Source organism: Mycobacterium sp. 94-17 (assembly GCF_035617725.1).
Classification (GTDB): Bacteria; Actinomycetota; Actinomycetes; order Mycobacteriales; family Mycobacteriaceae; genus Mycobacterium.
This window is the reverse complement of record NZ_JAPIYN010000034.1, coordinates 1-24,930: the sequence shown is the minus strand read 5'-3', so window position 1 is coordinate 24,930 and position 24,930 is coordinate 1. Positions and strand designations below refer to the sequence as shown.

The 24,930-nt window shown below is 67.1% G+C and carries 24 protein-coding genes and 1 pseudogene; 13 read left to right on the top strand and 12 right to left on the bottom strand.

Features of this window, described 5'->3' with window-relative positions; translation table 11 throughout:
* Nucleotides 1-785 precede the first annotated feature (785 nt).
* Nucleotides 786-875 (bottom strand): annotated as a pseudogene (locus OQ789_RS25145) (cyclodehydratase); the annotation flags it as partial.
* A 129-nt stretch (nt 876-1,004) separates the two neighbouring features.
* Between OQ789_RS25145 and OQ789_RS25140 the strand changes: the two are divergent.
* Nucleotides 1,005-1,463, top strand: coding sequence for a universal stress protein (locus tag OQ789_RS25140; protein ID WP_324689041.1), 459 nt, complete (start codon nt 1,005-1,007; stop codon nt 1,461-1,463).
* 350 nt (nt 1,464-1,813) lie between these two features.
* Here the strand turns inward: OQ789_RS25140 and OQ789_RS25135 are convergent, their stop codons facing one another.
* On the bottom strand, nt 1,814-2,314 hold the full coding sequence (locus tag OQ789_RS25135) for a nitroreductase family deazaflavin-dependent oxidoreductase (RefSeq protein ID WP_324689049.1): 501 nt from the start codon (nt 2,312-2,314) through the stop codon (nt 1,814-1,816).
* A gap of 86 nt (nt 2,315-2,400) precedes the next feature.
* Here OQ789_RS25135 and OQ789_RS25130 point away from each other — a divergent pair, with 86 nt between their 5' ends.
* A complete protein-coding gene (locus OQ789_RS25130) occupies nt 2,401-3,090 on the top strand; it encodes a glycoside hydrolase (protein WP_324689039.1) in 690 nt (229 codons plus the stop codon).
* Between the two features lie 4 nt (nt 3,091-3,094).
* Here the strand turns inward: OQ789_RS25130 and OQ789_RS25125 are convergent, their stop codons facing one another.
* Entirely contained in the window at nt 3,095-3,598 is a 504-nt protein-coding gene (locus tag OQ789_RS25125; protein ID WP_324689037.1) for a hypothetical protein, read from the bottom strand.
* A gap of 72 nt (nt 3,599-3,670) precedes the next feature.
* The gene (locus OQ789_RS25120; RefSeq protein ID WP_324689048.1) at nt 3,671-4,156 is read right to left on the bottom strand and encodes an NUDIX hydrolase; all 486 of its coding nucleotides are present in this window, start codon (nt 4,154-4,156) and stop codon (nt 3,671-3,673) included.
* A gap of 96 nt (nt 4,157-4,252) precedes the next feature.
* Between OQ789_RS25120 and OQ789_RS25115 the strand changes: the two genes are divergently transcribed.
* Nucleotides 4,253-4,624 carry a nuclear transport factor 2 family protein gene (locus tag OQ789_RS25115; protein ID WP_324689035.1) on the top strand — a complete coding sequence of 124 codons (372 nt, stop codon included), beginning with the start codon at nt 4,253-4,255 and terminating at the stop codon, nt 4,622-4,624.
* A 182-nt stretch (nt 4,625-4,806) separates the two neighbouring features.
* Nucleotides 4,807-6,564, top strand: coding sequence for an NAD-binding protein (locus OQ789_RS25110; protein ID WP_324689034.1), 1,758 nt, complete (start codon nt 4,807-4,809; stop codon nt 6,562-6,564).
* On the opposite strand, the gene OQ789_RS25105 is transcribed toward OQ789_RS25110, so the two are convergent.
* Nucleotides 6,500-7,378 carry an LLM class flavin-dependent oxidoreductase gene (locus OQ789_RS25105; RefSeq protein WP_324689046.1) on the bottom strand — a complete coding sequence of 293 codons (879 nt, stop codon included), beginning with the start codon at nt 7,376-7,378 and terminating at the stop codon, nt 6,500-6,502. The genes OQ789_RS25110 and OQ789_RS25105 overlap by 65 nt on opposite strands.
* Nucleotides 7,379-7,435: 57 nt before the next feature.
* Between OQ789_RS25105 and OQ789_RS25100 the strand changes: the two genes are divergently transcribed.
* On the top strand, nt 7,436-7,858 hold the full coding sequence (locus OQ789_RS25100) for a VOC family protein (protein ID WP_420716202.1): 423 nt from the start codon (nt 7,436-7,438) through the stop codon (nt 7,856-7,858).
* A 46-nt stretch (nt 7,859-7,904) separates the two neighbouring features.
* The gene (locus OQ789_RS25095) at nt 7,905-8,294 is read left to right on the top strand and encodes a VOC family protein (RefSeq protein WP_324689031.1); all 390 of its coding nucleotides are present in this window, start codon (nt 7,905-7,907) and stop codon (nt 8,292-8,294) included.
* A gap of 6 nt (nt 8,295-8,300) precedes the next feature.
* On the opposite strand, the gene OQ789_RS25090 is transcribed toward OQ789_RS25095, so the two are convergent.
* From OQ789_RS25090 to cysD, 3 genes are read right to left on the bottom strand one after another with little or no spacing between them, the layout of a single operon-like run.
* On the bottom strand, nt 8,301-8,786 hold the full coding sequence (locus tag OQ789_RS25090; protein ID WP_324689029.1) for an RrF2 family transcriptional regulator: 486 nt from the start codon (nt 8,784-8,786) through the stop codon (nt 8,301-8,303).
* A 57-nt stretch (nt 8,787-8,843) separates the two neighbouring features.
* Nucleotides 8,844-10,685, bottom strand: coding sequence for a sulfate adenylyltransferase subunit CysN (cysN, locus tag OQ789_RS25085; RefSeq protein ID WP_324689028.1), 1,842 nt, complete (start codon nt 10,683-10,685; stop codon nt 8,844-8,846).
* Entirely contained in the window at nt 10,685-11,659 is a 975-nt protein-coding gene (gene cysD / locus OQ789_RS25080) for a sulfate adenylyltransferase subunit CysD (RefSeq protein WP_324689026.1), read from the bottom strand. The genes cysN and cysD overlap by 1 nt, the downstream gene beginning before the upstream one ends.
* Before the next feature lie 151 nt (nt 11,660-11,810).
* On the opposite strand from cysD, the gene OQ789_RS25075 reads away from it, so the two are divergent.
* Entirely contained in the window at nt 11,811-12,200 is a 390-nt protein-coding gene (locus tag OQ789_RS25075) for a PaaI family thioesterase (RefSeq protein WP_324689045.1), read from the top strand.
* A gap of 25 nt (nt 12,201-12,225) precedes the next feature.
* Here the strand turns inward: OQ789_RS25075 and OQ789_RS25070 are convergent, their stop codons facing one another.
* Nucleotides 12,226-12,717 (bottom strand): carbonic anhydrase, encoded by a 492-nt coding sequence (locus tag OQ789_RS25070; protein WP_324689024.1) that lies wholly within the window; start codon nt 12,715-12,717, stop codon nt 12,226-12,228.
* Nucleotides 12,718-12,926: 209 nt separating this feature from the next.
* On the opposite strand from OQ789_RS25070, the gene OQ789_RS25065 reads away from it, so the two are divergent.
* The 4 genes from OQ789_RS25065 to OQ789_RS25050 are packed head-to-tail and all read left to right on the top strand — an operon-like array spanning nt 12,927 to nt 18,346.
* Entirely contained in the window at nt 12,927-13,904 is a 978-nt protein-coding gene (locus OQ789_RS25065) for an ABC transporter permease (RefSeq protein WP_324689023.1), read from the top strand.
* On the top strand, nt 13,901-14,827 hold the full coding sequence (locus OQ789_RS25060; RefSeq protein WP_324689021.1) for an ABC transporter permease: 927 nt from the start codon (nt 13,901-13,903) through the stop codon (nt 14,825-14,827). The genes OQ789_RS25065 and OQ789_RS25060 overlap by 4 nt, the downstream gene beginning before the upstream one ends.
* Entirely contained in the window at nt 14,824-16,659 is a 1,836-nt protein-coding gene (locus OQ789_RS25055; RefSeq protein ID WP_324689019.1) for an ABC transporter ATP-binding protein, read from the top strand. The genes OQ789_RS25060 and OQ789_RS25055 overlap by 4 nt, the downstream gene beginning before the upstream one ends.
* Complete coding sequence (locus OQ789_RS25050; RefSeq protein WP_324689018.1) at nt 16,652-18,346, top strand: ABC transporter family substrate-binding protein; 1,695 nt, start codon at nt 16,652-16,654, stop codon at nt 18,344-18,346. The genes OQ789_RS25055 and OQ789_RS25050 overlap by 8 nt, the downstream gene beginning before the upstream one ends.
* Here the strand turns inward: OQ789_RS25050 and OQ789_RS25045 are convergent.
* From OQ789_RS25045 to OQ789_RS25035, 3 genes are all read right to left on the bottom strand, one after another.
* Nucleotides 18,333-19,577 carry an alpha/beta hydrolase gene (locus OQ789_RS25045; RefSeq protein ID WP_324689017.1) on the bottom strand — a complete coding sequence of 415 codons (1,245 nt, stop codon included), beginning with the start codon at nt 19,575-19,577 and terminating at the stop codon, nt 18,333-18,335. The two genes, OQ789_RS25050 and OQ789_RS25045, sit on opposite strands and share 14 nt — an antisense overlap.
* Before the next feature lie 97 nt (nt 19,578-19,674).
* The gene (locus OQ789_RS25040) at nt 19,675-22,296 is read right to left on the bottom strand and encodes an AAA family ATPase (RefSeq protein WP_324689015.1); all 2,622 of its coding nucleotides are present in this window, start codon (nt 22,294-22,296) and stop codon (nt 19,675-19,677) included.
* The gene (locus OQ789_RS25035; RefSeq protein WP_324689013.1) at nt 22,293-23,444 is read right to left on the bottom strand and encodes an exonuclease SbcCD subunit D; all 1,152 of its coding nucleotides are present in this window, start codon (nt 23,442-23,444) and stop codon (nt 22,293-22,295) included. The genes OQ789_RS25040 and OQ789_RS25035 overlap by 4 nt, the downstream gene beginning before the upstream one ends.
* A gap of 163 nt (nt 23,445-23,607) precedes the next feature.
* Here OQ789_RS25035 and OQ789_RS25030 point away from each other — a divergent pair, with 163 nt between their 5' ends.
* Both OQ789_RS25030 and OQ789_RS25025 read left to right on the top strand, forming a co-directional pair.
* Nucleotides 23,608-24,363, top strand: coding sequence for a helix-turn-helix domain-containing protein (locus OQ789_RS25030; protein ID WP_324689043.1), 756 nt, complete (start codon nt 23,608-23,610; stop codon nt 24,361-24,363).
* A gap of 27 nt (nt 24,364-24,390) precedes the next feature.
* Nucleotides 24,391-24,819: an ester cyclase gene (locus OQ789_RS25025; RefSeq protein ID WP_324689011.1), complete on the top strand. Its 429-nt coding sequence runs from the start codon at nt 24,391-24,393 to the stop codon at nt 24,817-24,819.
* Nucleotides 24,820-24,930 lie beyond the last annotated feature (111 nt).

Here is a 24,930-nt window from a genome sequence, read left to right as displayed (position 1 = left end):
CCGGCAAGCCCAACTGGCGGGTCCTCACATCCATCGTCGTCCGATGAACACAGCACCCCGGCAAGATCCGAAGAGCCGGATTACGCAGGTCAGACGTGTTTTTTGACCTTAACAGACAGCCTCGATGCTATCTAGCTGTGATTCGGTTCCTCTCCCATGGTTTGCCCGCGACGGGCACAACCAACGGAAGGAACCAAATGTCTGCACCCATTATCCCAACCCAGGCACACACTGTCACGGCGGCGACAACGCCGAGGTAGTCGTCTGGTGATCGCCTCCGCTTTCTGAAACCGACGATGACGATAAGAACCCGGACGGCGACGTGATCGGACCCGACGCAATCATCGAGGACGAGGATGCCGGCCAAGAGAGTAAGTGGGGCTGCGCTTCTGCCCTCTAGACCGTCGCTGTCGCGAGTTTGGTGCGCCGGCGAGGCTGTAGGTCCCTACACCGTTTGCGATCGTTGATCATCGCGTGCACGTGGGCTCAGGAACCCAACTGTGGGTAACGCGGACGACGAACGTCCCCGTGGGGAACTGAGGATAAGTCGAACTACTCAGGCTGGTAGTCGCCGATCGTGTGCACCCACGGACCAAGCTCTGGCGGTGTTGAGACTGGTGCCTGAAAGTCGCCGGAACCAGATTGGTTCTGGGACACCACAAACCAGCTACTTGGACTTGCCGGTGCCGCCGTGCCACGAGCCCGACCCTTGCCTGTGTTGGGAGTGACTGTTTGTCCCGTCACCGTCGTTAAGGTTGCTTGGCGTGTGATCGGGCGATGGCACGATCCCAGCCCACCTGGACCGCACCGTCGGGGCGCAGCAACACCGGCATCGCCGGATCCAGCGCATAGACAACAGGCGCGGCCGGCGGCATGAATCCTGACTGTGCCAGCGGTCGGCGCCAGGCTCGTTCAGTTGTCCACAGCGCCGCCGCGGCGTCCATTGCAGAAATAGCCGCCAAGGCCGCTCCAATGAGTCGCCGTCGGGTTTACGCTGCTGGGATATGAGCGCCTATCAGACGGTCGTAGTCGGTACTGACGGCTCGGAGTCGTCGCTGCGTGCGGTGGACCGCGCAGCCGCGATCGCTGCGGATCACGGGGCAAGATTGATCGTTGCGACGGCGCATCTGCCCGTCCCCGAGGAAAAGGGCCGCTACGCCATCCCGCCGGGGAGCGACCACGGCCAGGACTACCGGACCGTAGGCGAGGCCCCCTTCTACGCGATCCTGCGGGACGCCAGGGAGCGGGCGCGCAACGCCGGGGCCAAGAACGTGGAGGAGAAGTCGGTCGTCGGCGCCCCCATCACCGCGCTGGTGCACCTGGCCGAGGAGGTCGGTGCCGACCTGCTGGTCATCGGCAACGTCGGACTCAGCAGCGTCGCCGGGCGGCTGCTGGGATCAGTCCCGTCCGAAGTCTCCCGCAAGGCCAAGACCGACGTGCTGATCGTCCACACCATCGACTGAACCTGTATCTAGACCAATCGCCTGCCAAAAAGTGCCGGGTGGGTGTTTCCATCTAGACATTGACGAGGCAACTCCGGTGTTTTCGTGCGGAAATGTACCCCCGATGCCCGAGGCCATCGATGTAGCCACATCGAGCCGTCGGCTTTGGCGATTTCCTGGAACCGAATCGCCCTAGTCCGCGTCTGAATCGTTGTCGGGCCACCCCTTGCTCACCGGGGGTGGGTCCGGTCACTTTCATAGCCTCGCGTTGTGAGCCAGCCGTCGATTCTTCCGGCCACTGCCTGCCATCCGGGCGTAAGCATCACACATACTTGGTTGGCACGTCGCTTTGGCAATGGCATCGAACGACCTCAGCTTCGCGCCAGGATGAACGCCTCGATGCGTCGATCCCCGGCCCGCACTTCGTACTTGCACCAGCCCGGATACAGCTCGACACCTTTGGCCCAGATCTCGTCGCGCTCGCTCGGCACCGCGAGCCGCGCAGTGGCATTCCACGTATCGCGGCCGATGGTGACCGTCGCCTGCGGGTTGGCCTTCAGATTGTGGTACCAGGCCGGGTGCTTGGCGCCACCGAAGTTCGACGCGATCAGGCTCACGCCGTCCGGATGCGGGATGCCGTACACCGCGACGGTGCGTGGCTCACCGGATTTCGCGCCCGTGGTGGTGAGCATGACCACGGGGATCCCGGTCGCGACCTCGGCGAAGCTGCTCCTACCGCCGGTGGCTTTGCTGATGAGGCGGTCGAGGTGGTGGGCGGTCGGACGAAGAAGCGCCGCGCCAATTGGCGTGGAGGCGAAGCGCCGCATCGTCCGATGAAAGACATTCGCATCGCCAAACGATCGCCCGGTCATGGTGCCATTGTGGTTGCTGCGCGCGTTCCGAACAAGCAATTCCAAAACGCGCCCCACGGTGCTCACACGACATTAAGCTGCTGGTCGTGCGCGTGAAGGTGTTCGCTAAGGGCCGTGGCCGATGGCTGGCGATCGCGGCATCGCTCGTCGTCTCCGCCGCGATGATCCACGCGCAGGGCACCAAGACGCGCTGCTGCGTCGAGACGCCCGCGGCGATTCCCACCACCAGCGCGGCGGCGAAGCCGCCGCCGCCCACCGGCGCGGTTCGCGCCGCCACTCCGGCCGAGGTCGAATCGTTGACGGCGCTGGCACCACCCGCCCCCTCCGCCGGCAAGCAATTTCAGCTCCCATTGCCGCACAGCATCGGGTCTGAGGAACGATTGCAGGTCAAGACCATTTGGGCGGCACGCGTCATCAGCGTGCTCTTCCCCCAGATCAAGACCATCGGCGGATACCGCCAGGACGCGTTGCCTTGGCATCCCAACGGCCTGGCGATCGACGTGATGATCCCGAACTACCACAGCCTCGAAGGCATCGAGCTGGGCAACCAGATCGCCGGTTATGCCCTGGCGAACGCGAAACGATGGGGCATCAACCACGTGATCTGGCGGCAGAAGATCTACCCGGGCGTCGGCGGCGGCAACTGGATGGCGGACCTGGGCTCAGAGACCGCCGACCATTACGACCACGTTCACATCGCCACCGGCGGCGGGGGCTACCCCACCGGACGGGAAACCTATTACATCGCCTCGATGACCCCTGCCCCGCCGGACTGATCCGTCATGCCGCGGCGAACGCCGCCACCGGCATTTCGACGCTCCCCTTGCAGGGACCGCTGGTGATGTCGGTGTGCCATGTCCCGCGCAGCGAACCATCGGGTTGCGGTGTGTAAAACGCCCATGATCTCGCGGGCGCCCACACCTTCGAAATCCCTTCGCCCATATAACAATCCCATTGGAAGTCGAACCGCTCGACCCACCTCGTTCCGTCCCAGGTGTAATGCGAGGGCTGGGGCAGCGTCGGGTTTTTGGGCGTGGGCCCGTTCGTGGCGGTGGCCACACACTGGCCCGACGAGCACGCGGTGGTGAAGACGTAGTCCGCGCTGAAGGTCGGTTCGGCCTGCGTGGCGGCGACGCTGGAGCCGGTCTTGTCGGCCGCGTACCTCACCAGTGAGTATTTCCCGTTCCACGATGGCGGCGTCGCCGTCGCGCACATGACGGGTGCGCCGGCGACACATGCGGCGACGGCCGCAAGCACGCCGACTACCCGAGACCCCGGCCGCATTGCGTCAATGGTGGGTGGTCGACGACGCGGTGTGGTCTCGGTGCGGACACGATCGCGGCGTTGTCGCCACGCTCATCGCCCCCGCAGCAGAAACAACCCGTAGGCGGCAACCGATTGCGCGTCGGCGATCACTCCTTCGCGAATCATCTGTTCGACGTCGTCACGCGAGAACCATGCACTGCACATGTCCTGCTCCTCGTGCTCGCGGTCGGCTTTCCCTTCGGCGATACCCGTGGCCAGAAACACCCAGCCACGCTGGCTGGTCATGCCCGGCGCGGTGTCGAGCCGGCCCAGCGCCTCGAACGAGGTTGCGCGCAAACCTGTTTCCTCACGCAACTCGCGCTCGGCCAGCTCTGCCGGTTCGGTGTCGGCCAGATCGGGAGCGGTGCCTTGCGGAAACTCCCAGCGCCGCGCACCGAGGGGATAGCGGAACTGCTCGACCAATCGGAAACCGTGCCCGTCATAGGGCATCACGAGCGCATAGGCCGGCTTGTCGACCACGCTGTAGATGCCCGCGCTGCCGTCGGGACGGCGGATGTCATCCTCCCGCAGCACCATCCACGAATTCCGGTAGATCTCACGACTCGCGAGGCATTCGATGAAAGTCACGTCGCCAGTATGGCCGTGGCGCGGCGAGGAGTAGCGTCCCAAGCTATGCCGACCCCAGAAGCCGTCACCGAGACCGTCAATCGATACCTCGCGCTGGTCGCCGCCGGCACCGCTGACGACATCGTGTCCCTCTATGCCGCCGACGCCACCATCGAGGACCCGATCGGATCCGACATCCGCCGCGGGCATGACTCCATCCGGGCGTTCTATGCCGCGTTCCAAGACGCGAACAAGGACACCGAACTCGCCGAATTGCGCGTCTCCGGCAGCGAGGCCGCCTTCTTCTGGCACCTGACGCTCGAGGCCGGCGACAGCCGCACCAGAATCTCACCGATCTCGGCGATGTCGTTCGATGAGCACGCGAAGATCACATCGATGCGCGCGTTCTGGTCACCCGCCGACGTTCAGGTCCTGTAAGGCGGCCGGTCGCCTCGCCGATTTTGTTGGCCCACAGGCTACTTGGAATCCGGCCGCGGATAGCGTGACCGCCCCACCCAGATCGACATCGCGCACCATGTCGATCAGCAGGTTGATCCGATCCAACCAGTGCCCGATAGTCATAGAACAGCTCAGGGCCAATGTCGTCAGAGTGGGGATACATGAGCACGCGCCGCCGCATCATCGTCAGCGGTGAGGACGCGCTGGCGACCACGATTGCCGAGGAACTGAACCGCGCGGGCGCCACCGTCGCCAAGCTGCACAGCGAGGAGCTGACAGGCGCCAACCTTGCCCGCGCGAGCGCCATCGTGTGCGCGGGGGACGACGATGCGAGGAATCTCGAAATCGCCTTGCTGGCAAGGAAAGCCAATCCCCATGTGCGGGTCGTCGCCCGTTTGGGCAACGACGTGCTGCGGGCGGCCGTGGCCGCCGACAACGGTCCCGGCGCGATCCTGGACGTCGCCGACCTCGCGGCACCATCGGTCGTCGAGGCCTGCCTGTCGAGCCGTACACACCCGATCGAGGCGGCCGGCATCCAATTTCTGGTGTCGGGGACCGAGGCGCCATACAGCGCCAGCCTGCGCGACATCTACGGCGACCTGGCGCCGGTAGCCGTCATTCACGGCGAGAACTCCGAAAATCCCGGCGAGGTGGTGCCCTGCCCCGGCCGGGATCATCAGGTCCGCGCCGGTGACTGGACGGCCATGATCGGCACCGTCGACGACCTGGCCGCCCGCGGCATCAGCGTTCCCCGATCGACTGCGACGCGTTCTCACCAATCGTGGTTGCGACGCGGGTCCGATGCTGCCCGCGCGGTGCGCGACGACGTGAACCCGCTGATCTTCCCGGCGCTGATCGCCGCGTTCGTCTTGCTGCTCGGGTCCACGACCGTGATGCATTACTCCTACCGGAGGCCACGGTTGTCGTGGCTGGACGCGTTGTACTTCACCTCAGAGACCCTCACCACGGTCGGCTACGGCGAATTCAGCTTCGCGCGGCAAGTGCCGTGGCTACGAGTGTTCGCTGTCGCCATGATGTTCGGCGGCGTGACGACAACCGCGCTCCTTGTCGCGTTCGTGGCGGACCTGCTGCTGTCACGCCGCTTCGTGCACTCGGCAGGAGTCCGGCGGGCACGCCACTTGCGCAACCACATCATCGTGGTGGGGCTGGGTTCGTTCGGCAGCCGCGTCGTCGGCGACCTGACCGCCGCCGGCTACGACGTCGCCGTGATCGAGCGCGACGAGAACAACCGCTTCCTGTCGACGGCGGCCGAACTCGACGTGCCGGTGATCTTCGGCGACGCCACCCTGCGCCAGACGTTGAAGTCCGCGCGCGTCGACCGTGCCCGCGCCGTCGCGGTGCTGACCCAGGACGACATGGTCAACATCGAGACAGGGATCGTGCTGCGCGAAATGCTCGGTCCCCGGGTGATGCCCGAGGTCGTCCGGCCCGACGTGCCGATAGTGCTGCGTATCTACGACCGCGAGCTCGGCGACGCGGTGGCAAAGCGGTTCGGTTTCGAGAACGTTCGTTCGATCGTCGACCTCGCTGCGCCCTGGTTCATCGGCGCCGCGATGGGCCTGCAGGTGCTGGGAACGTTCTCGGTCGGACAGCGCTCGTTCATGCTCGGCGCCATGCACGTGGCGGACGGCAGCGAACTCGACGGGCTGCGGATGTTCGAGATGTCCACCCAGACCCGCGTCATCGCGATCACCCGCCGGGATACGCCGACCGAGCTGCACCCGCGCCGGGACGCGTGGCTCGGCGGCGGCGACACCGTCTACCTGGTGGGGCCGTACCGCGAGCTGCTGGAAACGCTGCGCAAGGGACAGCCGCCCCAGGAGCCCGCCGAGACTACAGCCGCGCCGCCACGTCCGCGGCGCGGCGAAGCTGATCGACATCCGAGCTCGTCGGTATGAGCTGAACCTCGTCGGTGCCGATCTCATCGAACCTGCGCAGCACGTCCAGCAGCTCGTCTTCGTCGCCGGCCCAGCCCGTCGTCGGCGCCATCGCGTCGACATATTCGGCCGGTATCCAGTTCATGTAGCGCCGCAGATGACGGTGCACCTGGTCGCGAGACGCCTCGGGTGACCCGAACGCGAACCAGAACGACGTGATCAGGTGGGGTTGGCGCTTGCCGGCCTCGGCCCAGGCCGTTCGGGTCACGTCGAACAGCTCGCTCTGCTTGGCGACGTCGAGGTCCAGGGTGGTGCCGGCCAGCCCCTCGGCCCACGCGGCCGCGCTGCGGATGGTCTTCGGCCCGATGCTGCCGACGAACAGCGGCGGGCCGCCCGGCTGGACCGGCGCCGGCCCGACCGGCAGCACCGAGTCGGTGGTCTTCTCCCCCGCCCAGACTCGCCTCATCACCGCGACGCGCTCGGCCAGGCCGCGCATGGTCTGTGACGCCGGATCGGCGCTGACGGCGTGGTAGTCCTCGTGCCGGCCGCCCACCCCGATACCCACGGTCAACCGGCCGCCGCTGAGCAGGTCGCCGGTCGCCAAGCCCTTCGCGAGCATGACGGGGTCGTGCAGCTGCGGCACGATGACGGTCGTCAACAGCCGCACCCGGTCGGTCCAGGCGGCCAGCGCCCCCAGCAACGTCAGGTTGTCCGGGTTGTCGAAGGCGATGCGCTCGCCCCAGCACAGCGACGAGAACGGGCCCTCGTCGATCGCGCGCGCCCACGACTCGAGCACCGTCGCGTCCAGGTCAGGCTCCATCACCGGCATGGTCATCGCAATCCGCACGACGGCGATTCTGGCATGTTTAACATGCGGCCTTCGGGTGGAACCATGAAGCGAGTGGCGTTCACCAGTAGTTCCATCGCGCATGTCCGGCTGACCGTGACCGATATCGAGCGGTCCCGGCAGTTCTACGAGAGCGTGTTCGGCTGGCCGGTACTGCTGGAAATCCCCGACAACGCTGACGAGTCCACCCGCAACCAGCTGGGCTTCTTGTTCGGCGGCGTCGTCTACGACCTCGGCGGCACGCTACTCGGGCTGCGGCCGGTCGCCGCGGACCGCTTCGACGAAGACCGCGTCGGGCTCGACCACATCGCCTTCCGGCTCGCCGGCAAAGATGAATTAGATTCTGCAGCAACACATCTCGACGAACTCGGTGTCGCCCACGAACCGATCAAAGACATCGGGCCGTCCTACATTCTGGAATTCCGCGACCCCGATAACATCGCCCTGGAGCTGACCGCGCCGAAGTGACGCGGCGTTGTCGCGCGGGACACCCGATGGTTGACTGGACAGAACTATGACCGTCAGTTTCAACCACACCATCGTCGCGTCACGCGACAAGCGCGAATCCGCCGAGTTTCTCACCGAGCTGCTCGGTCTGCCCGGCCCGAAGCCCTTCGGCCACTTCATGGTTGTCGAGCTCGACCACGGCGCCAGTCTCGACTACGCCGATGCCCCCGAAGGCGCGGACATCCCGCGGCAGCACTACGCGTTCCTGGTGTCCGAGCAGGAGTTCGACACCATCTACGCGAAGATCTCCGCACGCGGGCTGCAGCACTGGGCCGATCCGGGCCGCAAACGTCCCGGCGAAATCAACCACAACCACGGTGGGCGCGGAGTGTACTTCCCGGATCCGTCCGGCCACGCCATGGAAATCCTCACCAGCCCGTACGGATCGGCGGGCTGAGCGAGCCTAGTCTCCGGTGCGCGCTGTGCCGTGCCGCTGGCTTTCCTGCCTGCGATACTCGTCGGCCAGCTGCGCGACGTGCTTGGGCAGGCCGCCGGTGGCGACGTCGGCCAGCGTCGTTTCCTCCAGCACCGAGCGCATGCTGGCCCGCAACGCGCGCCAGACGTCGGTGAGCGCGGCCGTCGGGCCCGAGTACGGCAGGTCGCCGAGCCCGATGTCACGAACGCTGGCCAGCGGTCCATCGATACACCGCAGCACGTCGGCAATGCTGATGTCTTTTCCGGGACGTGCCAATTCGTAACCACCCTCGCGGCCGCGATGGCTTCGCACCAGCCGGTCGGTACGCAGGTTGGTCAGGATGTCGACGAGAAATTGCGGCGGAATGCCCTGGGCGTGGGCCAGGTCGTCGGTCTTCACCAGCGTTCCGTCGGGCACCGTGGCGAGCTGAATCATCGCCCGCACGGCATACTCCGCCTTCGCCGACATGCGCACGAACAGGATTGTGCCACCCGGCGCGTCGATATCCGTGCAGCCTGGCTGATGCGGCGGCTACCCGCGGGATTCGAGCAGGTCGATGACCCGCTGCGCCTGCTCCCCGACGGTCCCGTCCGGGGTGAGGCGCAGATCGGGGTCCGCCGGCGCCTGGTACGGGCTGTCGATCCCGGTTAACTGGGTGATCTCCCCCGCCCGCGCCCTGGCGTACAAACCCTTGGGATCACGCTTCTCGCATTCCTCGATCGGGGTGTCGCAGAACACCTCGATGAAATCGAAGCCGGCGTCGGCGTGCACCCGGCGGGCCAGTTCGCGTTGCTCTACCAGCGGACTGATCGCCGGCACCAGCACGACGTTGCCGCAGTCGGCGAGCAGTGCGGCCACGTGCGCCAGCCTGCGCAGGTTCTCGGCCCGGTCGGCCATGCTGAAGCCCAAGTCGGCGTTCAAGCCGTGCCTGAGGTTGTCACCGTCGAGAACGTAAGCCGCGGAACCCTTTTCGAGGAGCTTCTGCTCGACCAGCATGGCCACCGACGACTTGCCGGAACCCGACAGACCGGTGAACCACACCGTCTTGCCCCGAGGCCGCGCCTCGGCGATGGCGGATGACTTGTGCCGCACCGTGTTCGGGCTCGCGGCCTGTGCCGAAGCATCGCGCAGCACCATCCCGGCCGCCACCGTTCCGTTGGTGTGCGGGTCGATGAGGATGAACGACCCGGTGCTGGGGTTGCGGGTGTATTCGTCGAGCAGCAGCGGCACCTGGGTGCGCAACGAGATGCGGCCGAGCTCGTTGAGCTTCAACGCCGTTGCCGTCGTGTCGCGATGCAGGGTGTTCACGTCGAGCCGGTAGTCGAGCGCGGTCACCTTGGCATGGGTGGTGCGGGTGGTGTGTTTGATGACGTAGTCGCGCCCGGGCTCGAGTGCGGCGTTGTCGGCCATCCAGCACACCGTCGCGTCGAACTGCTGCGCGACCCGGGGCTGGTTGTGGATGCGTGCGATCAGGTCGCCGCGCGAGATGTCGATCTCGTCGGCCAGGGTCAGCGACACCGCCATCGGCGGGAAGGCTTCGTCCACCGGACCATTCGGCCCATCGATCGCGGTGATGTGGGTGCGCTTGCCGACCGGAAGCACCACCACTTCATCGCCGGGACGCATCACCCCGCTGGCCACGGTGCCGGCGTAGCCGCGGTGGTCCTGGTGCTCGCGGGTGTGTGGGCGGATCACGTACTGCACGGGGAACCGCACGTCGACCATGTTGCGGTCGCCCGCGATGTACACCCCTTCGAGGTGCGACAACAGCGCCGGGCCCTCGTACCACGGTGTCTGGTCCGACTTGGTCACCACGTTGTCGCCGTGCAGCGCCGACAGCGGGATGGTGGCCACGTCGTGCACGTCCAAGCGTGCGGCGAACGCGTGGAATTCGTCCCGGATCGCCTCGAATTTCTCTCTGTCCCAGCCGATCAGGTCCATCTTGTTGACCGCGAGCACGATGTGCCGGATGCCCAGCAGAGACGCCAGGAAGGCGTGCCTGCGTGACTGCTCGAGCAAGCCGTGCCGTGCGTCGACCAACACGATCACCAGTTGCGCGGTCGACGCCCCGGTCACCATGTTGCGGGTGTACTGGATGTGGCCGGGGGTGTCGGCAATGATGAATTTCCGTTTGGGAGTGGCGAAGTAGCGGTACGCGACGTCGATCGTGATGCCCTGCTCACGCTCGGCCCGCAGGCCGTCGGTCACCAGCGCCAGGTCGGTGTAGTCGTGTCCGCGATCCTTCGACGTCTGCTGCACCGCGGCCCACTGGTCTTCCATCACGGCCTTGGAGTCATAGAGCAGGCGGCCGATCAGGGTCGACTTGCCGTCGTCGACGGAACCCGCAGTCGCCAAACGCAATAGCGTCGTCATCAGAAGTATCCTTGCCGTTTACGGTCTTCCATGCCGGCTTCCGAGATCCGGTCGTCGGCTCTGGTGGCCCCGCGTTCGGTCAGCCGCGACACCGCGGTCTCGGCGATGACCTCGTCGACGGTCGCGGCCTGTGATTCCACGCATCCGGTGCACGTGACGTCGCCGACGGTGCGGAACCGCACCGTCGTTTCGAACACCGGCTCGTCGGCCGCAGGCCGCATGTTGCGGTCGACCGCCAGCAGCATGCCGTCGCGGCGAAACACCTTGCGCCGGTGCGCGTAGTAGATCGACGGCAGAGCGATGTTCTCGGCGCCGATGTAGGACCAGATGTCGAATTCGGTCCAGTTGGACAACGGGAACACCCGGATGTGCTCGCCCTTATGATGACGGCCGTTGTAGAGGTTCCACAGCTCGGGCCGCTGCGCCTTGGGATCCCACTGACCGAACTCGTCGCGGAAGCTGAACACCCGTTCCTTGGCGCGGGCCTTCTCTTCGTCGCGGCGCGCTCCCCCGAATGCGGCGTCGAACTTGTTCTCCCCGATGGCCCGCAGCAGCGGCACGGTCTGAATCGAGTTGCGGCCCTGGCGCGGCTCGACGACGCGCCCGGCGTCGATGTCCTCCTGAACCGAGGCGATCACCAGACGCAGCCCGTGCTCGGCCACCAACTCGTCGCGCGTCGCGATCACCTCGTCGAAGTTGTGCCCGGTGTCGACGTGCATCACCGGGAAGGGCAGCCGGCCCGGGCGGAACGCCCGCAGCGCCAGGTGCAGCATGACGATGGAGTCTTTGCCGCCGGAGAACAGCAGCACGGGCCGCTCGAATTCCGCAGCCACCTCGCGGATGATGTGGATCGCCTCTGCCTCCAGCGAGCGCAGATGACTCAATTCGTACTGCCCGGGGGCCGGGGCCACCTTCAGATCACCGGTCATGGCTTCCTTCGTGGTAAACCTGGCAGAATTGACCAGATTTGGCATATTAGTGATATATGACACCATCCCGGCCCGCCGCTGTCAACCGGGTCACCAGTCGCGGCGACGGTTTCGCGTTCGGTTGGGATGCGATAAGCATGGGCAGATGACTGCCTCCCCTGAAGCCGCCGACCCATCCGCGCCGAGCGGTCGCGACGTGATCGCGCAATTCCTTCCCCAATCCCCGTTCGTCGTGAAGCTGGGCATCGTCGCCGAGCGGCTCGAGGACGACGAAGTCCGGCTGCGGCTGCCCTGGGACCCGTCCAACGTGACCATCGGCGAGATGGTGCACGGCGGGGCGATCGCCACGCTCGCCGATCTCACCGTGATGGCGGCGGCGTGGTGCGGCGCGCAGGCGCCGCCCGAATTGCGGGGTGTGACGGTGTCGATGGCGCTGGACTTCATGGCCCCGGCCAGGGCCACCGACGTGATCGGGGTCGGCCGGGTGTTGCGGCGCGGCCGGTCGCTGGTCAACTGTGAGGCCGAGATCATCGACCCGCAGGGCACCCTGGTCGCCAAGGCGCTGGCGACCTACAAGGTGGGGTGATCTGTTCTGCGTCGCCGCCGACGGATCAGAGCGTGATTTCCTCGAGCCGGCCGGTGGCCACGTCGAAGACGAATCCGCGTGCGGAGACATGCTTGGTGACGAACGTGCTGCCCTCGATGCGGCGCAGCGATTGCCGGACATCCTCGGCGACGTCACCGAAAGCCTCCGCCGCCCACGGCGGTTTGATCCCGGTCTCCTCCTGGATGCTGCGCTTGAAGTCGTCGTCGGTGAACGTGAGCATGCCGCAGTCAGTGTGGTGAATCAGGATGATCTCCCGCGTCCCCAACAGGCGCTGGCTGATCGCCAGGGAGCGGATGACGTCGTCGGTGACGACTCCGCCGGCGTTGCGGATGACGTGGGCGTCCCCCTCGTTGAGCCCGAGGACGCGGTAGACGTCGAGCCGGGCGTCCATGCACGCGACGATGGCGACGTGTTTGCCCGGCGGCAGTGGCAGCGGACCTTCGAAGCTGCCCGCATATTCGGCGTTGTTAGCCAGGTAATCATCGGTAACCGTCACGCCAGCCTCCTTGACAGTGTCGCGGACTGAGCCGTGCGCGTTTGCCGCGCGCCTGGCACCGCGGTGGATCCTAACAACCGATCACACGCGATTCACCCCTGAGAATCAACCGGATCCGAAGGTGATCCAACGCGCCGGGCGCTGCGGGACGACGCCGTGCTGCCGGGTCGATAGCCTGTCCACATGCGGCGTGGGGTGTGCGGAGGGGCATGACTCGGTTTCTGGCGCGCCGGTTGCTCAACTACGTCGTGCTGCTGGCGCTGGCATCTTTTCTGACGTTTTGCCTGACATCGGTGGCCTTCAGGCCACTGGACAGCCTGCTGCAGCGCAACCCGCGCCCGCCACAAGCCGTGATCGACGCCAAGGCCCACTCGCTCGGGCTGGATGAGCCGATACCGGTCCGCTACGCGCATTGGGCGTCGCACGCCGTGCGCGGCGACTTCGGCAAGACCATCACCGGGCAGCCCGTCGGGACCACGCTGTCGCGTCGCGTCGGGGTAACCCTGCGCCTGCTGGTTATCGGTTCGCTGGTCGGCACCGTGCTGGGCATCGCGGCCGGGGCATGGGGCGCCATTCGTCAGTACCGACTCAGCGACCGGGTGGTCACCATGGTGGCCCTGCTGCTGCTCAGCACGCCGACTTTCGTGATCGCCAGCCTCTTGATCCTCGCCGCGCTGCGGGTGAACTGGGCGCTGGGCATGCACGTCTTCGACTACACCGGCGAGACCTCACCCGGCGTGATCGACGGGGCCGGCGCGCGACTGCTCGACCGGTTGCGGCATCTGGTGTTGCCGTCGCTGACCCTGGCGCTGGCCGCCGCGGCGGGATACAGCCGCTACCAACGCAACGCGATGCTCGACGTGCTGGGCCAGGACTTCATTCGCACGGCGCGGGCCAAGGGACTCACCCGGCGGCGGGCGCTGGTCAAGCACGGGCTGCGCACCGCGCTGATCCCGCTGGCCACCCTGTTCGCCTACGGAGTGGCCGGCCTGGTCACCGGCGCGGTGTTCGTGGAGAAGATCTTCGGCTGGCACGGCATGGGCGAATGGCTGGTGCAGGGGATCGCGACCCAGGACACCAACATCATCGCGGCGATCACCTTGTTCTCCGGCGCGGTGGTGTTGCTGGCCGGCCTGCTGTCGGACGTGTTCTACGCCGCCCTCGACCCGCGGGTGCGGGTGTCATGACATCCGAGGCGAACACCGATGCCGCACATGGTATTTCGGGTCCCGGCAGTGCGGATTTCGCCTCACGCCGAACCCTGGTGCTGCGCAGGTTCGCCCGCAACAGGATCGCGGTGGCGTCGCTGACGTTGCTGGTGCTGCTGTTCGTCGGCTGCTACACACTGCCCGCGGCGCTGCCCTATTCCTACGAAGACCTCGATTTCGGCGCGCTGCTGCAGCCGCCGAACGCGCGGCACTGGCTGGGCACCAACTCGCTGGGTCAAGACCTGCTGGCGCAAATCCTGCGCGGGATGCAGAAGTCGATGCTGATCGGTGTCTGCGTCGCGGTGATCTCCACTGGCATCGCCGCCACCGTCGGGTCGATCGCGGGCTACTTCGGCGGCTGGCGGGACCGCGTGCTGATGTGGGTGGTCGACCTGCTCCTGGTGGTACCCGGCTTCATCCTCATCGCCATCGTGACGCCGCGAATCAGGAACTCGGCCAATGTCTTGATGCTGGTCCTGCTGCTGGCCGGATTCGGCTGGATGGTCAGTTCGCGCATGGTGCGCGGCATGACCATGAGTTTGCGTGAACGCGAATTCATCCTCGCCGCAAAGTATATGGGCGTGTCGAGTCGTCGCATCATCGTCGGCCACGTGGTACCCAACGTCGCGTCGATCTTGATCATCGACGCGGCGCTCAACGTCGCCTCGGCCATCCTGGCCGAAACCGGCTTGAGCTTTCTCGGCTTCGGCATCCAGCCGCCGGACGTGTCGCTGGGAACGTTGATCGCCAACGGCACCCTGTCCGCGACCACCTTCCCCTGGGTGTTCCTGTTTCCCGCGGGCGTGCTGGTGCTGATCTTGGTGTGCGCCAACCTCACCGGCGACGGCCTGCGTGATGCGCTCGACCCCGGCAGTGCGGGGCTGGGGGGTGGCGCCCGATGAGCCCGCTGCTCGAGGTGACCGACTTGGCGGTCACCTTCCCGTCCGGCGACGCGCCGGTGGCCGCGGTGCGCGGTATCAGCTACCGCATCGAACCGGGAGAAGTGGTCGCCATGGTCGGCGAATCCGGTTCGGGGAAGTCCGTTTCGGCGATGGCGACCATCGGCCTGCTGCCCGAGTACGCACAGGTGCGCGGCTCGGTGCGGTTGCACGGCACCGAACTGCTGGGCCTCGGCGACGACGCGATGTCGCGATTCCGCGGCAAGACGGTCGGCATGGTGTTCCAGGATCCGATGTCGGCGCTGACGCCGGTCTACACCGTCGGCGACCAGATCGCCGAAGCGATCGAGATCCACCAGCCGCGGGTGGGTAGGAAGGCCGCCCGCGGGCGCGCCGTGGAATTGCTCGACCTGGTGGGGATCTCGCAAGCGCAACGGCGTGCCCGCGCATTTCCGCACGAGCTGTCCGGGGGCGAGCGGCAACGGGTGGTCATCGCGATCGCCATCGCGAACGACCCGGACCTGCTGATCTGCGACGAGCCGACTACCGCGCTGGACGTCACGGTGCAGGCGCAGATTCTCGAGGTACTCAAAAAAGCGCGCGACATCACCGGCGCGGGCGTGCTCATCATCACGCACGACCTCGGTGTGGTCGCGGAGTTCGCCGACCGTGCCGTGGTCATGTACGCCGGACGGGTAGTCGAATCCGCGGACGTGACGACGCTTTACCGGGATCGCCGAATGCCCTACACCGTCGGGCTGCTGGGCTCGGTCCCGCGGCTCGACGCCGCCCAGGGCACCCGGCTGGTGCCGATCCCCGGCGCACCGCCGTCGCTGGCCGGCTTGGACGCCGGGTGCCCCTTCGCTCCGCGCTGCCCGCTGGCCATCGACGAATGCCGGCTCGCGGAGCCGGCATTGCTGTCCGTCGGCACCGATCACCGGGCGGCCTGCATCCGCACCGACGAGGTCGACGGGCGCAGCGCCGCGGACATCTACGGGGTGAGCACCGAAGCCCCGCACGCGGAATCCGCCGACACGTCGGTCGTCGTCCGAATACGCGACCTGACCAAGACCTACCGGCTGACCAAGGGCGTGCTGCGCCGCAGCGCCGGCACGGTCCGCGCCGTCGACAGCGTCAGTTTCGAACTGCGGCAGGGCCGCACCCTCGGCATCGTCGGCGAGTCCGGTTCGGGCAAGTCGACCACCTTGCACGAGATCCTGGAACTGGTTGCGCCGCAATCGGGGTCGATCGAGGTGCTGGGCACCGATGTCGCCACCCTCAGCGCCGCGAGCAGGCGCGCGCTGCGGCGCGACATCCAGGTGGTGTTCCAAGACCCGGTGGCGTCCCTGGACCCGCGGCTGCCGGTATTCGAGCTGCTCGCGGAGCCGTTGCGGGCCAATGGGTTTGACAAGGTCCACACCAACACGCGCGTTGCCGGGCTGCTGGACATCGTGGGACTGCGCCGCGCGGATGCGGTCCGCTACCCCGCCGAATTCTCCGGCGGCCAAAAGCAGCGCATCGGCATCGCCCGTGCGCTGGCACTGCAACCGAAGATCCTGGCGCTCGACGAGCCGGTCTCCGCGCTCGACGTGTCCATCCAGGCCGGGATCATCAACCTGCTGCTCGACCTGCAAGACCGGCTTGGTCTGTCCTATCTGTTTGTTTCCCATGATCTTTCGGTGGTGAAGCATTTGGCGCACCAGGTAGTCGTGATGCACGACGGCGCGATCGTGGAGCAGGGCGACAGCCGCCGGGTGTTCGCCGATCCGCAACACGAATACACCCGGGCGCTGCTGAACGCGGTGCCGCAACCGGATCCGGGCAGACGTGGCTAGCGGCGTGGTCAGGGCGGGCCGCGACATCCGGGGCGCAGCGCTGTTTTTCGCTATCGCGCTGGCGCTCTCGGGCTGCTCGCCGAGCATCAACCTGATTCCCGAGAGCGGCCAGAGCGCGCAGGTCGGCTCGACGAGCGACATCAACCCGCACGATCCGGCCACCCTGCGGGACGGCGGCGATCTGCGACTCGCGCTGACCGACTTCCCGCCGAACTTCAACATCTTGCACATCGACGGCAATTCGGCCGACGTCGCCGCGATGATGAAGGCCACTCTGCCGCGGGCCTTCATCATCGGGCCGGACGGCTCGACGACCGTCGACACCGACTACTTCACCAGTGTGGAGCTCACCGGCACTGCGCCACAGGTGGTTACGTACACGATCAACCCCAAGGCGATGTGGTCCGACGGGACACCGATCACCTATGAGGACATCGCCAGCCAGATCCACGCGCTCAGCGGCGCCGACAAGGCCTTCGAGATCGCCGGGTCCGGCGGCGCCGACCGCGTCGCGTCGGTGACCCGGGGGGTCGACGACCGGCAGGCGATCATGACCTTCGCCAAGCCCTACGCCGAATGGCGGGGCATGTTCGCCGGCAACGGAATGCTGCTGCCCAAGAGCATGACGGCCAACCCGGAGGCGTTCAACAAAGGACAGCTGGAGGGGCCGGGTCCGTCGGCCGGGCCGTTCGTCGTCTCGTCGCTGGACCGGACCGCCCAGCGGATCGTGTTGAGCCGCAACCCGAAATGGTGGGGGCGGCGGCCCCGCCTGGACAGCATCACCTACCTGGTGCTCGACGACGCCGCGCGGCTCCCGGCGTTGCAGAACAACACGATAGACGCCACCGGGGTCGGCACGGTGGACCAGCTGACCATCGCGCAGCGCACCAAGGGGATCTCGATCCGGCGTGCGCCGGCCCCGGCCTGGTCGCACTTCACTTTCAACGGCGCCCCGGGCTCGATCCTGGCCGACAAGGCGCTGCGCGTCGCGGTGGCCAAGGGGATCGATCGGCAGACCATCGCCAAGGTCGTGCAATACGGGCTTACCAGCGACCCGGTCGCGCTGGGCAACCACATCTATGTTGCCGGTCAGCAGGGCTATCAGGACAACAGCTCGGTGCTGCCCTACGCCCCGGCCGCCGCCGGCCGCGAGCTGGACGCGTTGGGCTGGAAGCTGGCCGGGCGATTTCGTGAGAAGGACGGCAGGCAGCTGGTCATCCGCGACTTGTTCTACGACGCCCAGGGCAGCCGCCAGTTCGCCCAGATCGCCCAGCACAGTCTCGCTCAGATCGGCGTCAAGCTCGAACTCGTCTCGCGTTCGGGCAGCGGCTTTTTCACCAACTATATCAACGTCGGTGCATTCGACATGGCCCAATTCGGCTGGCTCGGAGACGCTTTCCCGCTCTCGGCGCTGACCCAGATCTACAAGTCCGATGGCGAGAGCAATTTCGGCAAGATCGGCAGCGCGCAGATCGACGCCGCGATCGAAGGCACTCTCGAAGAGCTCGACCCGGCAAAGGCGCGAAGGTTGGCCAACGACCTCGACAAGATGATCTGGGCGGAGGCGTTCAGCCTTCCGCTGACCCAGTCACCCGGGGACGCCGCGGTGCGCAGCACGCTGGCCAACTTCGGTGCGGCCGGCCTCGCCGACCTCGACTACACCGCCATTGGGTTCACGCGGAGCTGAGCTGCCGCAGCACCCGATTCGGGATCGGCAGGGCGCCCTCGGCCACGGCCGCCGCGCCGAGCGCCTTCCACAGCAGCCGCACCTCCGGGCGCGGCGGGAGCGCATCCAGCGCCGATGCTTGAGCCGCAAGGCCGTTCAGGTCGCCGCGCCGAACCGCGTCGGTACTGGCGAGCGCGACGGGCTCACGGAAGTCCAGCGCGCTGTGCGCCATGCTCGGCAAGCTCAGGAGCGCCGCATTGGGGAGCAGCACCGCGACCCGTTGCGCGACGGCCGGCGGGGTGATCAGATCACGGCCCCCGGAGACCACCGCGGTGGGCCAGTCGAATTTCGGCATTTCGGCCGTCAGGTCGTAGGGTTCGTCCTCGAACGTCACTCGCTGCGTGCGTGTTCGACTCTCGGCGATTGCGGGGTCGAGCGGCAGGCCGTCGGGTTGCGCCGCGTAGTCGAGCTCGCGGAACGCAATGCGACTCACCAGGTCTTCCTCGTAGCGGTACGGCAGGTTGCCCAGGTTGGTGAACCGGGATAGCCCCCACCACAGCAACTTTCGGCCATCAAGCAGCAGGTCGAGCTGCCGTTCGAGCAGGTCCGTTCCGCCGTAGCCGTAGATCGTCGCGATGACCTGAGTCGCCGTCGCGTTCATCACGCCGGCGTCGACGAGCTTGCGCATTTTCGGTGCCACCGAAGCGGTTTCAGGGTTGTCACCCTTGAGCAGCAACCGGCGGATCGCGCGCCGCACGATGACGATGTCGTGCCGGGACAGCAGCGGTGAATCGAGCACCATGCCGTGCACCCGCTGTGGATGGCGCACCCCGACGCCCGACGCGATGTACGTGCCGTATGACGCCCCGTAGATGACGGCCGACTCGGCCTGGGCGTCGTCGAGCACCGCCGCGACATCGTCGACCACCTGATTGACGGTCATCGACTCTGGGGGCAGATCGTCGCCCGAATCGTCGTGGCGCGACATCCCCACCCCGCGGTGTTCGATCATGATGACGTCGAGGCCCGCCGCCGCGGCGCGCCGTCGCAGCCCCCGGTACATCTGCACCGACGCGACTCCCGGCCCGCCGGGGATGATGACCGCCGGATGGGCGGATTTGCGGCCCGCGCGAACGTAGTAGAGATCGAACTCTTCGGCGCTGTGCGGTGAGATCGGCCGGCGCACGGGCCGTATGCCCGGCAGTTTCGCCAGCTTCTCCTGTATCCGGTTACGCTTCGCGTTCATCGTCATTCGTGTGGGCCCACCATGAACCCATTCTGCAGGCGCGGCGCATACACGGTATTCAACGGCGCTGACCAGCGGGATCGGCTGTGGATCGCCCGCCGGACTAGGCGCTGAGCACGATGCGGTGTGCGCCCTTGACACCGTCGTAGCGGTCGGGGCTGCAGGTGAGCACAATCACCTGTCCGTGGGTTCCCACCGTGTCGAACAGCTCTCCCATCTGGGCCAACCGGTCGGGGTCGGTGAAGCCGAGCGCGTCGTCGACCACCACCGGGACGGCGTCCTCCTTGGCGACCAGGGCCGCGCCTGCCAGCCGCGCGAGGATGCCGAGTTGCTCTTTGGCGCCGCCGGACAGCGATTCGTATGGCACCGTGATCCCGTTCAGCGTGCGACTGCGGATGCACAAGTCGCTGTCGACGTCGACTTCGAAACTCGGTCCGAACACCGGACGGCCGAGCCGCTGCAGTTCCGCGCGGTAGGGCTCGACGTAACGGCGCCGGGTGGTGTCGCGGTGGCGCGTCATCACCGAGCGCAGTAGCTGGGCCGCCCGCGCGCGGCCGGCCACCTGGCTGTGTTCGGCCGCGGCGTGCTCGCGTTCTGTTTCCGCGGCGTCGAGCTTGCCCTGGCGTCCCTCGCTGCCGAACACCGAGAGTTCGATCGTGATCTCACGCAGTGCGCGGGCGGCTTCTTCGTAGCGCTCGCGCAGCGCATCGGCTTCACTTGTGGCATCGGCCAGCCCGGCCGCCACCGCTTCGGGTGCCGCCGCGGCCAGGGCGCCGGCGACGTCGGTGACCTGGCGCTGCGCCGCTTGCGCCGCGTCCAGCGCCGCGGCCGCAGCAGCAGCGAGCTCGTCATCGCCGGCCGACGCGCGCTCGGCAGCGAGCCGGCCGGTAGCGGCGTCCAGCTCGGCACGCTGAGCCTGCAGGGTGTTCTGCAGAACCGTTGCCCGCGTGGATGACTCGGCCAGCACGGCCGCCGCGGCGACAGTGGCCTGCCGGAGGGCATCGCATTCGCTGGATGCGGCTACGCGGGCCTCCTGAACCGCCGCGAGTTCGGCGCGTGCGGCGCCGATGTCGGCGAGGACGGGTTCGGCCCCGGCAGCGTGGTCGGCACGCAGCTGCGTCAGCCGCAACCGCAGCTCGTCGATCTCTTCGTCACCGCACAGGCCGGCCAGCGTTGCGGCGAATTGGTCGGCGGTGCTCTGCAGTTCGCGGCGACGCTTGTCGGCCGACCGCGCCTCGGCAAGGTCGGCCACCCCACCGCCCGCCAGGGCCGCCGCCAACTCTTCCTGTGCCGCAGCATGTTTGGCGTGAATGTCCAGGGTGGTCGCCCCGGGGGTGACCGTGGCGGTCAGGACACCGGAGACCTCCACCGCGGTGGGTCCGGCGGCGGTGATCGACCAGCTCTGCCCGGCCGGCAGCGAGATCCGCCGGCCGCCGGCCACCAGCTGTATGTCCGCGGCCGCAGTGAATTCGATGGCCGCCGATGTCAGTGCCAACTGGTCACCGGTGCGGTCGACGGCGGCGGCCGCGTCCTCGACGCGGCGCAGCACGGTCTCGGTAACGGCGATCGTGCCGAGTTCGGCGCCGATCCGCTCGCGATCCCGCTCGATGGCGTCAACCTTGGCCAGCCGGGCGGTCAACCGGTTGGCCTCTTCGCGGTTGGCGAGTTCGTCGACCGTGGCCCGCGCGGATTCGGCGCGACGCTGCAGCTCGGCGAGCGCCTCGGTGGCGTGCTGCAGCGCGGCCTCGGACACTTCGGCCCCCGCCTGCGCCGCCGCGTGGGCGGCTGCGGCTTCTTGTGTCTGCGTTTGTGTTTCGGCGACGGAGCGGGCGCGAGCGTCGATTTCGGCGAGCAGTTGCCGTCGGGCGGTGTGGGCACCGTCCGCCGCGGCGGCGGTGGCGTCGGCGGCCCCGGCGATCAGCTCGGCTTCTCGCCGTTGCGCGGTCAGCGCGGCGATCTGGTCGGCGGCTTGCTGCGCGGCGGCCATCCGCGGCGCGGCGGTGATTCGGCGTTGCGAGAACTCGGCCACCTGCTCGGTCAACAGGGCATGACGAGCCACCCGCTCGTCGACCTCGGCAACCGCCGCGGCACACTCGGCGGCCTCGGACTCGGCCTTCTCCAGCCGGGCGATCGCGGCGGCCCACTCGCCCGTCGCACGTCCGGTCGGGGTGAAGTAACGCCCGTATTCGGCGTCGATGCGCTCGATGAGCAGGGGTTCGGTGCCACACAGTCCCCCGTTGTCGCCGGCGGCGACATCGAGCGCGCGAGACAGCGCGTCGCACCCGGACAAGTTCACCGCGGCGGTCGATGCCGCCTGCAGCACCCGCTGGGCGTGCCACAGGTCGCTGTCCACCGTCTCGGCCAGCATCGCGCGGACGCGTTCGTGGGCTTCGTCACCCGTGAGCTGTTCGCGGTACGGCCGGATCACCGTCAGCTCCGTCTCGCACTTCTTATGGAACTGCTTGCGGTAGACGAAATGATAAGGGCCGCAGCTGATTTCGGCGGATACTTCTGATCCCACGTCACTGTTGGTCGGCTTGACCTGCTTGACTTCCTTTTTCGTAGAGCGGTCCCGAGCTTCCAGGAGCAGGTCCAGGGCTTCGATCATCGACGACTTGCCGATCTCGTTAGCGCCGCACACCACCACCACTCCGTGGTCGGGGAACTCGAGTTCGCGATGCGAGATCCCGCGGTAGTTGGTCAGGATCAGCCGGTGCAGCTTCATGCCGCGCCCCGGTTGGTGAGGCGCAGCAGCAGCGCGAGCGCCGCCTGCGCGTCGCCGGCGTCCGCGCAATCGTCCGCCCGCGCGGTCGCGACCAGTTCTTCCACCGCCGCGGCGGCGAAGCCGCCGATGCCGAGATCGCTGAATTCTCCGTCGGCCGGAATCACCGCCAACTCGGTGTGGCGTTCCCACAGGCCCAGCCACGCGAACAACCGTGAGTATTTGTCCAGGCATGCGTCCAGCGCCGCGCGGTCGGTGACGGTCAACGAACCGGTCAGGGCCAGGCGCACCACGGTTCGGTCCTTCTCGGTCATCAGATCCAGGTTCAGGTCGAGGTCGGCGATGTCGCGGCTGGTGTCGACCTGCTGGTGCAGGGTGACGAAACGCCAGGTTCCGACGCGGCGCGCTGTCACGCTTACCGCGCGCAGCGGGTCGGCTTCGTCGATGTCGACGACCAGGACATGGCCGGGGTCAGATTCGACGTCATCGAAATTGGTGACTTCGGGCGATCCGGAATACCACACCCGGCCGCTGGCACCGACGTGGGTGAGCGAGTGCTTGTCCCCCAGCGCCACATAGTGCACCGCGCCGCGGTTCAGCGCGTCGTCGACCGTGGCGAGCCGGATCAACGAGGGCTTGTCCCGAGCGGGATCCAGGACGTCGACGCCACCGTGCGCGACGAGGATCCGGGTGCCCGGGGCGGCCGGCAGGCCCTCCAAGACGTCGGCGACCAGATCGGTGGTCGGTACCTTCGACCGCCACGGCGCGGCCACGATCTCCAGCCCGGGCCGCACCCGATGCACGCCGGCCCGATCGAGCACCACCACATTGTCGGGGCGCTCGGCGGCAAACAGCGCGCCGGTGTACACCGATGAGGCGTCCAGGGGATCGTGGTTGCCCGGCAGCAGGTACACCGGAATTCCGATGGCGCGCATGGCTTCCAGTGACTGCCCGATCACGGTGGGCGGAAGCTGATTGTGTTCGAAGACATCTCCCGACACGACGACGAACTCGGCGCCGGTTTCCGCCGCCAGCGCAGCCAGGCCGGAAACCGCATCGCGGCGGGCCGCTGAATAGCGCGGCTGCGCGTCGCCGGCGAGGAAGTGCCGGGTCATGCCCAGCTGCCAGTCCGCGGTATGCAGGAATCGCATGCCGGCGTCCCCCTTTCGAAGTGCGTGTTTATCGGGCATCGCGAGTCTAGGTCTGCGCACCGACAACTCCGGGGATGCTGGTCGGCATGCCTTCGGGCTTGCCTGGACGGCGGCGGCCGCGGCTGATTTGATACCAGCACAGGACCGTAGCGTGGTGATCGCGATGTACCAGGAATTTCGCCCGTCCGGGCGGCTTGCGCCGTTGGTGGAATGCGGCTGGGCGCGGTCAAACTCAGCGACGGATCCCCTTCGGGTGATGCCAGACGGCTGTGTCGACCTCTTCGTCAACTCACGAGGCGAGGCCATGGTCGCGGGGCCCGCCACCACTTTCTACGACCTCTACCCCGACGGGTCGTGCCTGCTTGCCGGGGTTCGACTGCGCCCGGGCGCGGCGAGCGCCATCCTCGGGCAGCCGATCAGCGACTTCACTGACCACCGGGTCACGATTGATGCGATCTTGGGCACTCGCGGCTCCGGGATAGGTGAGAGGGTGGTCGCCGCAACGTCTGCCGGTCAACGCGTCGCGGCGCTGCAGGAATTGTTGACGGGTTATCTCGCCGCCAGCGAGCCGCTGCCGGATGCCGCGGTCACAAGAGCGATCAGGACGGTCCAGCGAGATCCGGATCTGCCGGTTTCCAGCCTCGCGGCCTCCGTCGACCTCAGCGAGCGCCAGCTCCGCCGGCGATTCGTGGCCGCTGTCGGCTACGGCCCCAAGCGCTTTGGCCGGATCGTTCGATTCCAGCGGTTGCTGGATCTGATCCACGCGCGCGGCACCGGGGTCCGGTGGGCCGAACTGGCCGTCGAAGCCGACTACACCGACCAATCGCACATGATCAATGAGTGCCGCGCGCTGGCGGGCATGTCTCCGGTCGCGCTTCCCGGAGGCGGTGCGGGGGTGTCCGTTTCCTCCAATACTTGAGCGGATGCGGCACCTTAGTCTTCGGCAATGACTAACCCGAAAGCTGTTGCGCTCGAGTCTTTCCGGCTGATCAAAAAGGGCGACGCAAGCTTGGCCCAGCGGATCATTGCCGCCGACTTCGTGAACTTGGAGGCCGCCGACGACGACGACCTGGAACGTCAACTCCCCGGACCCGCCGGATTTCTCGCGACCAGCCAATGGCTGCGCGAGGCGTTTTCCGATCTGCGCTTCCAACTGCAGGAGGCGGTCTCAGAAGATGGGCTGGTGATGGTCGCGGCAATAATGACCGGCGAACACACCGGAGAGTTCAACGGCATAAAGCCCACCGGCAAACAGATCAACCACAAACAAGTGCACATCTTCACGGTGGCGGACGGGCAGATCACCCGTCACCGCGCCGTGCGTGACGATTTGGGATTGTTGCTTCAGCTCGGATGGCGGCCCGGTCAGCGCTGAATGGCGCTGTTCTTAACACAGGCTTCTCAAAAAACTTGTGTCACTTATGTTTCAGGAGTCACTGTCCACGGATTCTTGTCGGTGGGCTCCGATAGCTTCGGGTTGTGAGTG

What these genes read in the sequence shown, in the direction of transcription:
- OQ789_RS25140 (WP_324689041.1), top strand. Translation starts at nt 1,005, where the DNA reads ATGAGCGCCTATCAGACGGTCGTAGTCGGTACTGACGGCTCGGAGTCG.
- OQ789_RS25135 (WP_324689049.1), bottom strand. Translation starts at nt 2,314, where the DNA reads ATGACCGGGCGATCGTTTGGCGATGCGAATGTCTTTCATCGGACGATG.
- OQ789_RS25125 (WP_324689037.1), bottom strand. Translation starts at nt 3,598, where the DNA reads ATGCGGCCGGGGTCTCGGGTAGTCGGCGTGCTTGCGGCCGTCGCCGCA.
- OQ789_RS25120 (WP_324689048.1), bottom strand. Translation starts at nt 4,156, where the DNA reads ATGGTGCTGCGGGAGGATGACATCCGCCGTCCCGACGGCAGCGCGGGC.
- OQ789_RS25115 (WP_324689035.1), top strand. Translation starts at nt 4,253, where the DNA reads ATGCCGACCCCAGAAGCCGTCACCGAGACCGTCAATCGATACCTCGCG.
- OQ789_RS25110 (WP_324689034.1), top strand. Translation starts at nt 4,807, where the DNA reads ATGAGCACGCGCCGCCGCATCATCGTCAGCGGTGAGGACGCGCTGGCG.
- OQ789_RS25105 (WP_324689046.1), bottom strand. Translation starts at nt 7,378, where the DNA reads ATGACCATGCCGGTGATGGAGCCTGACCTGGACGCGACGGTGCTCGAG.
- OQ789_RS25100 (WP_420716202.1), top strand. Translation starts at nt 7,436, where the DNA reads ATGAAGCGAGTGGCGTTCACCAGTAGTTCCATCGCGCATGTCCGGCTG.
- OQ789_RS25095 (WP_324689031.1), top strand. Translation starts at nt 7,905, where the DNA reads ATGACCGTCAGTTTCAACCACACCATCGTCGCGTCACGCGACAAGCGC.
- cysN (WP_324689028.1), bottom strand. Translation starts at nt 10,685, where the DNA reads ATGACGACGCTATTGCGTTTGGCGACTGCGGGTTCCGTCGACGACGGC.
- cysD (WP_324689026.1), bottom strand. Translation starts at nt 11,659, where the DNA reads ATGCCAAATCTGGTCAATTCTGCCAGGTTTACCACGAAGGAAGCCATG.
- OQ789_RS25065 (WP_324689023.1), top strand. Translation starts at nt 12,927, where the DNA reads ATGACTCGGTTTCTGGCGCGCCGGTTGCTCAACTACGTCGTGCTGCTG.
- OQ789_RS25060 (WP_324689021.1), top strand. Translation starts at nt 13,901, where the DNA reads ATGACATCCGAGGCGAACACCGATGCCGCACATGGTATTTCGGGTCCC.
- OQ789_RS25055 (WP_324689019.1), top strand. Translation starts at nt 14,824, where the DNA reads ATGAGCCCGCTGCTCGAGGTGACCGACTTGGCGGTCACCTTCCCGTCC.
- OQ789_RS25045 (WP_324689017.1), bottom strand. Translation starts at nt 19,577, where the DNA reads ATGACGATGAACGCGAAGCGTAACCGGATACAGGAGAAGCTGGCGAAA.
- OQ789_RS25040 (WP_324689015.1), bottom strand. Translation starts at nt 22,296, where the DNA reads ATGAAGCTGCACCGGCTGATCCTGACCAACTACCGCGGGATCTCGCAT.
- OQ789_RS25035 (WP_324689013.1), bottom strand. Translation starts at nt 23,444, where the DNA reads ATGCGATTCCTGCATACCGCGGACTGGCAGCTGGGCATGACCCGGCAC.
- OQ789_RS25030 (WP_324689043.1), top strand. Translation starts at nt 23,608, where the DNA reads ATGTACCAGGAATTTCGCCCGTCCGGGCGGCTTGCGCCGTTGGTGGAA.
- OQ789_RS25025 (WP_324689011.1), top strand. Translation starts at nt 24,391, where the DNA reads ATGACTAACCCGAAAGCTGTTGCGCTCGAGTCTTTCCGGCTGATCAAA.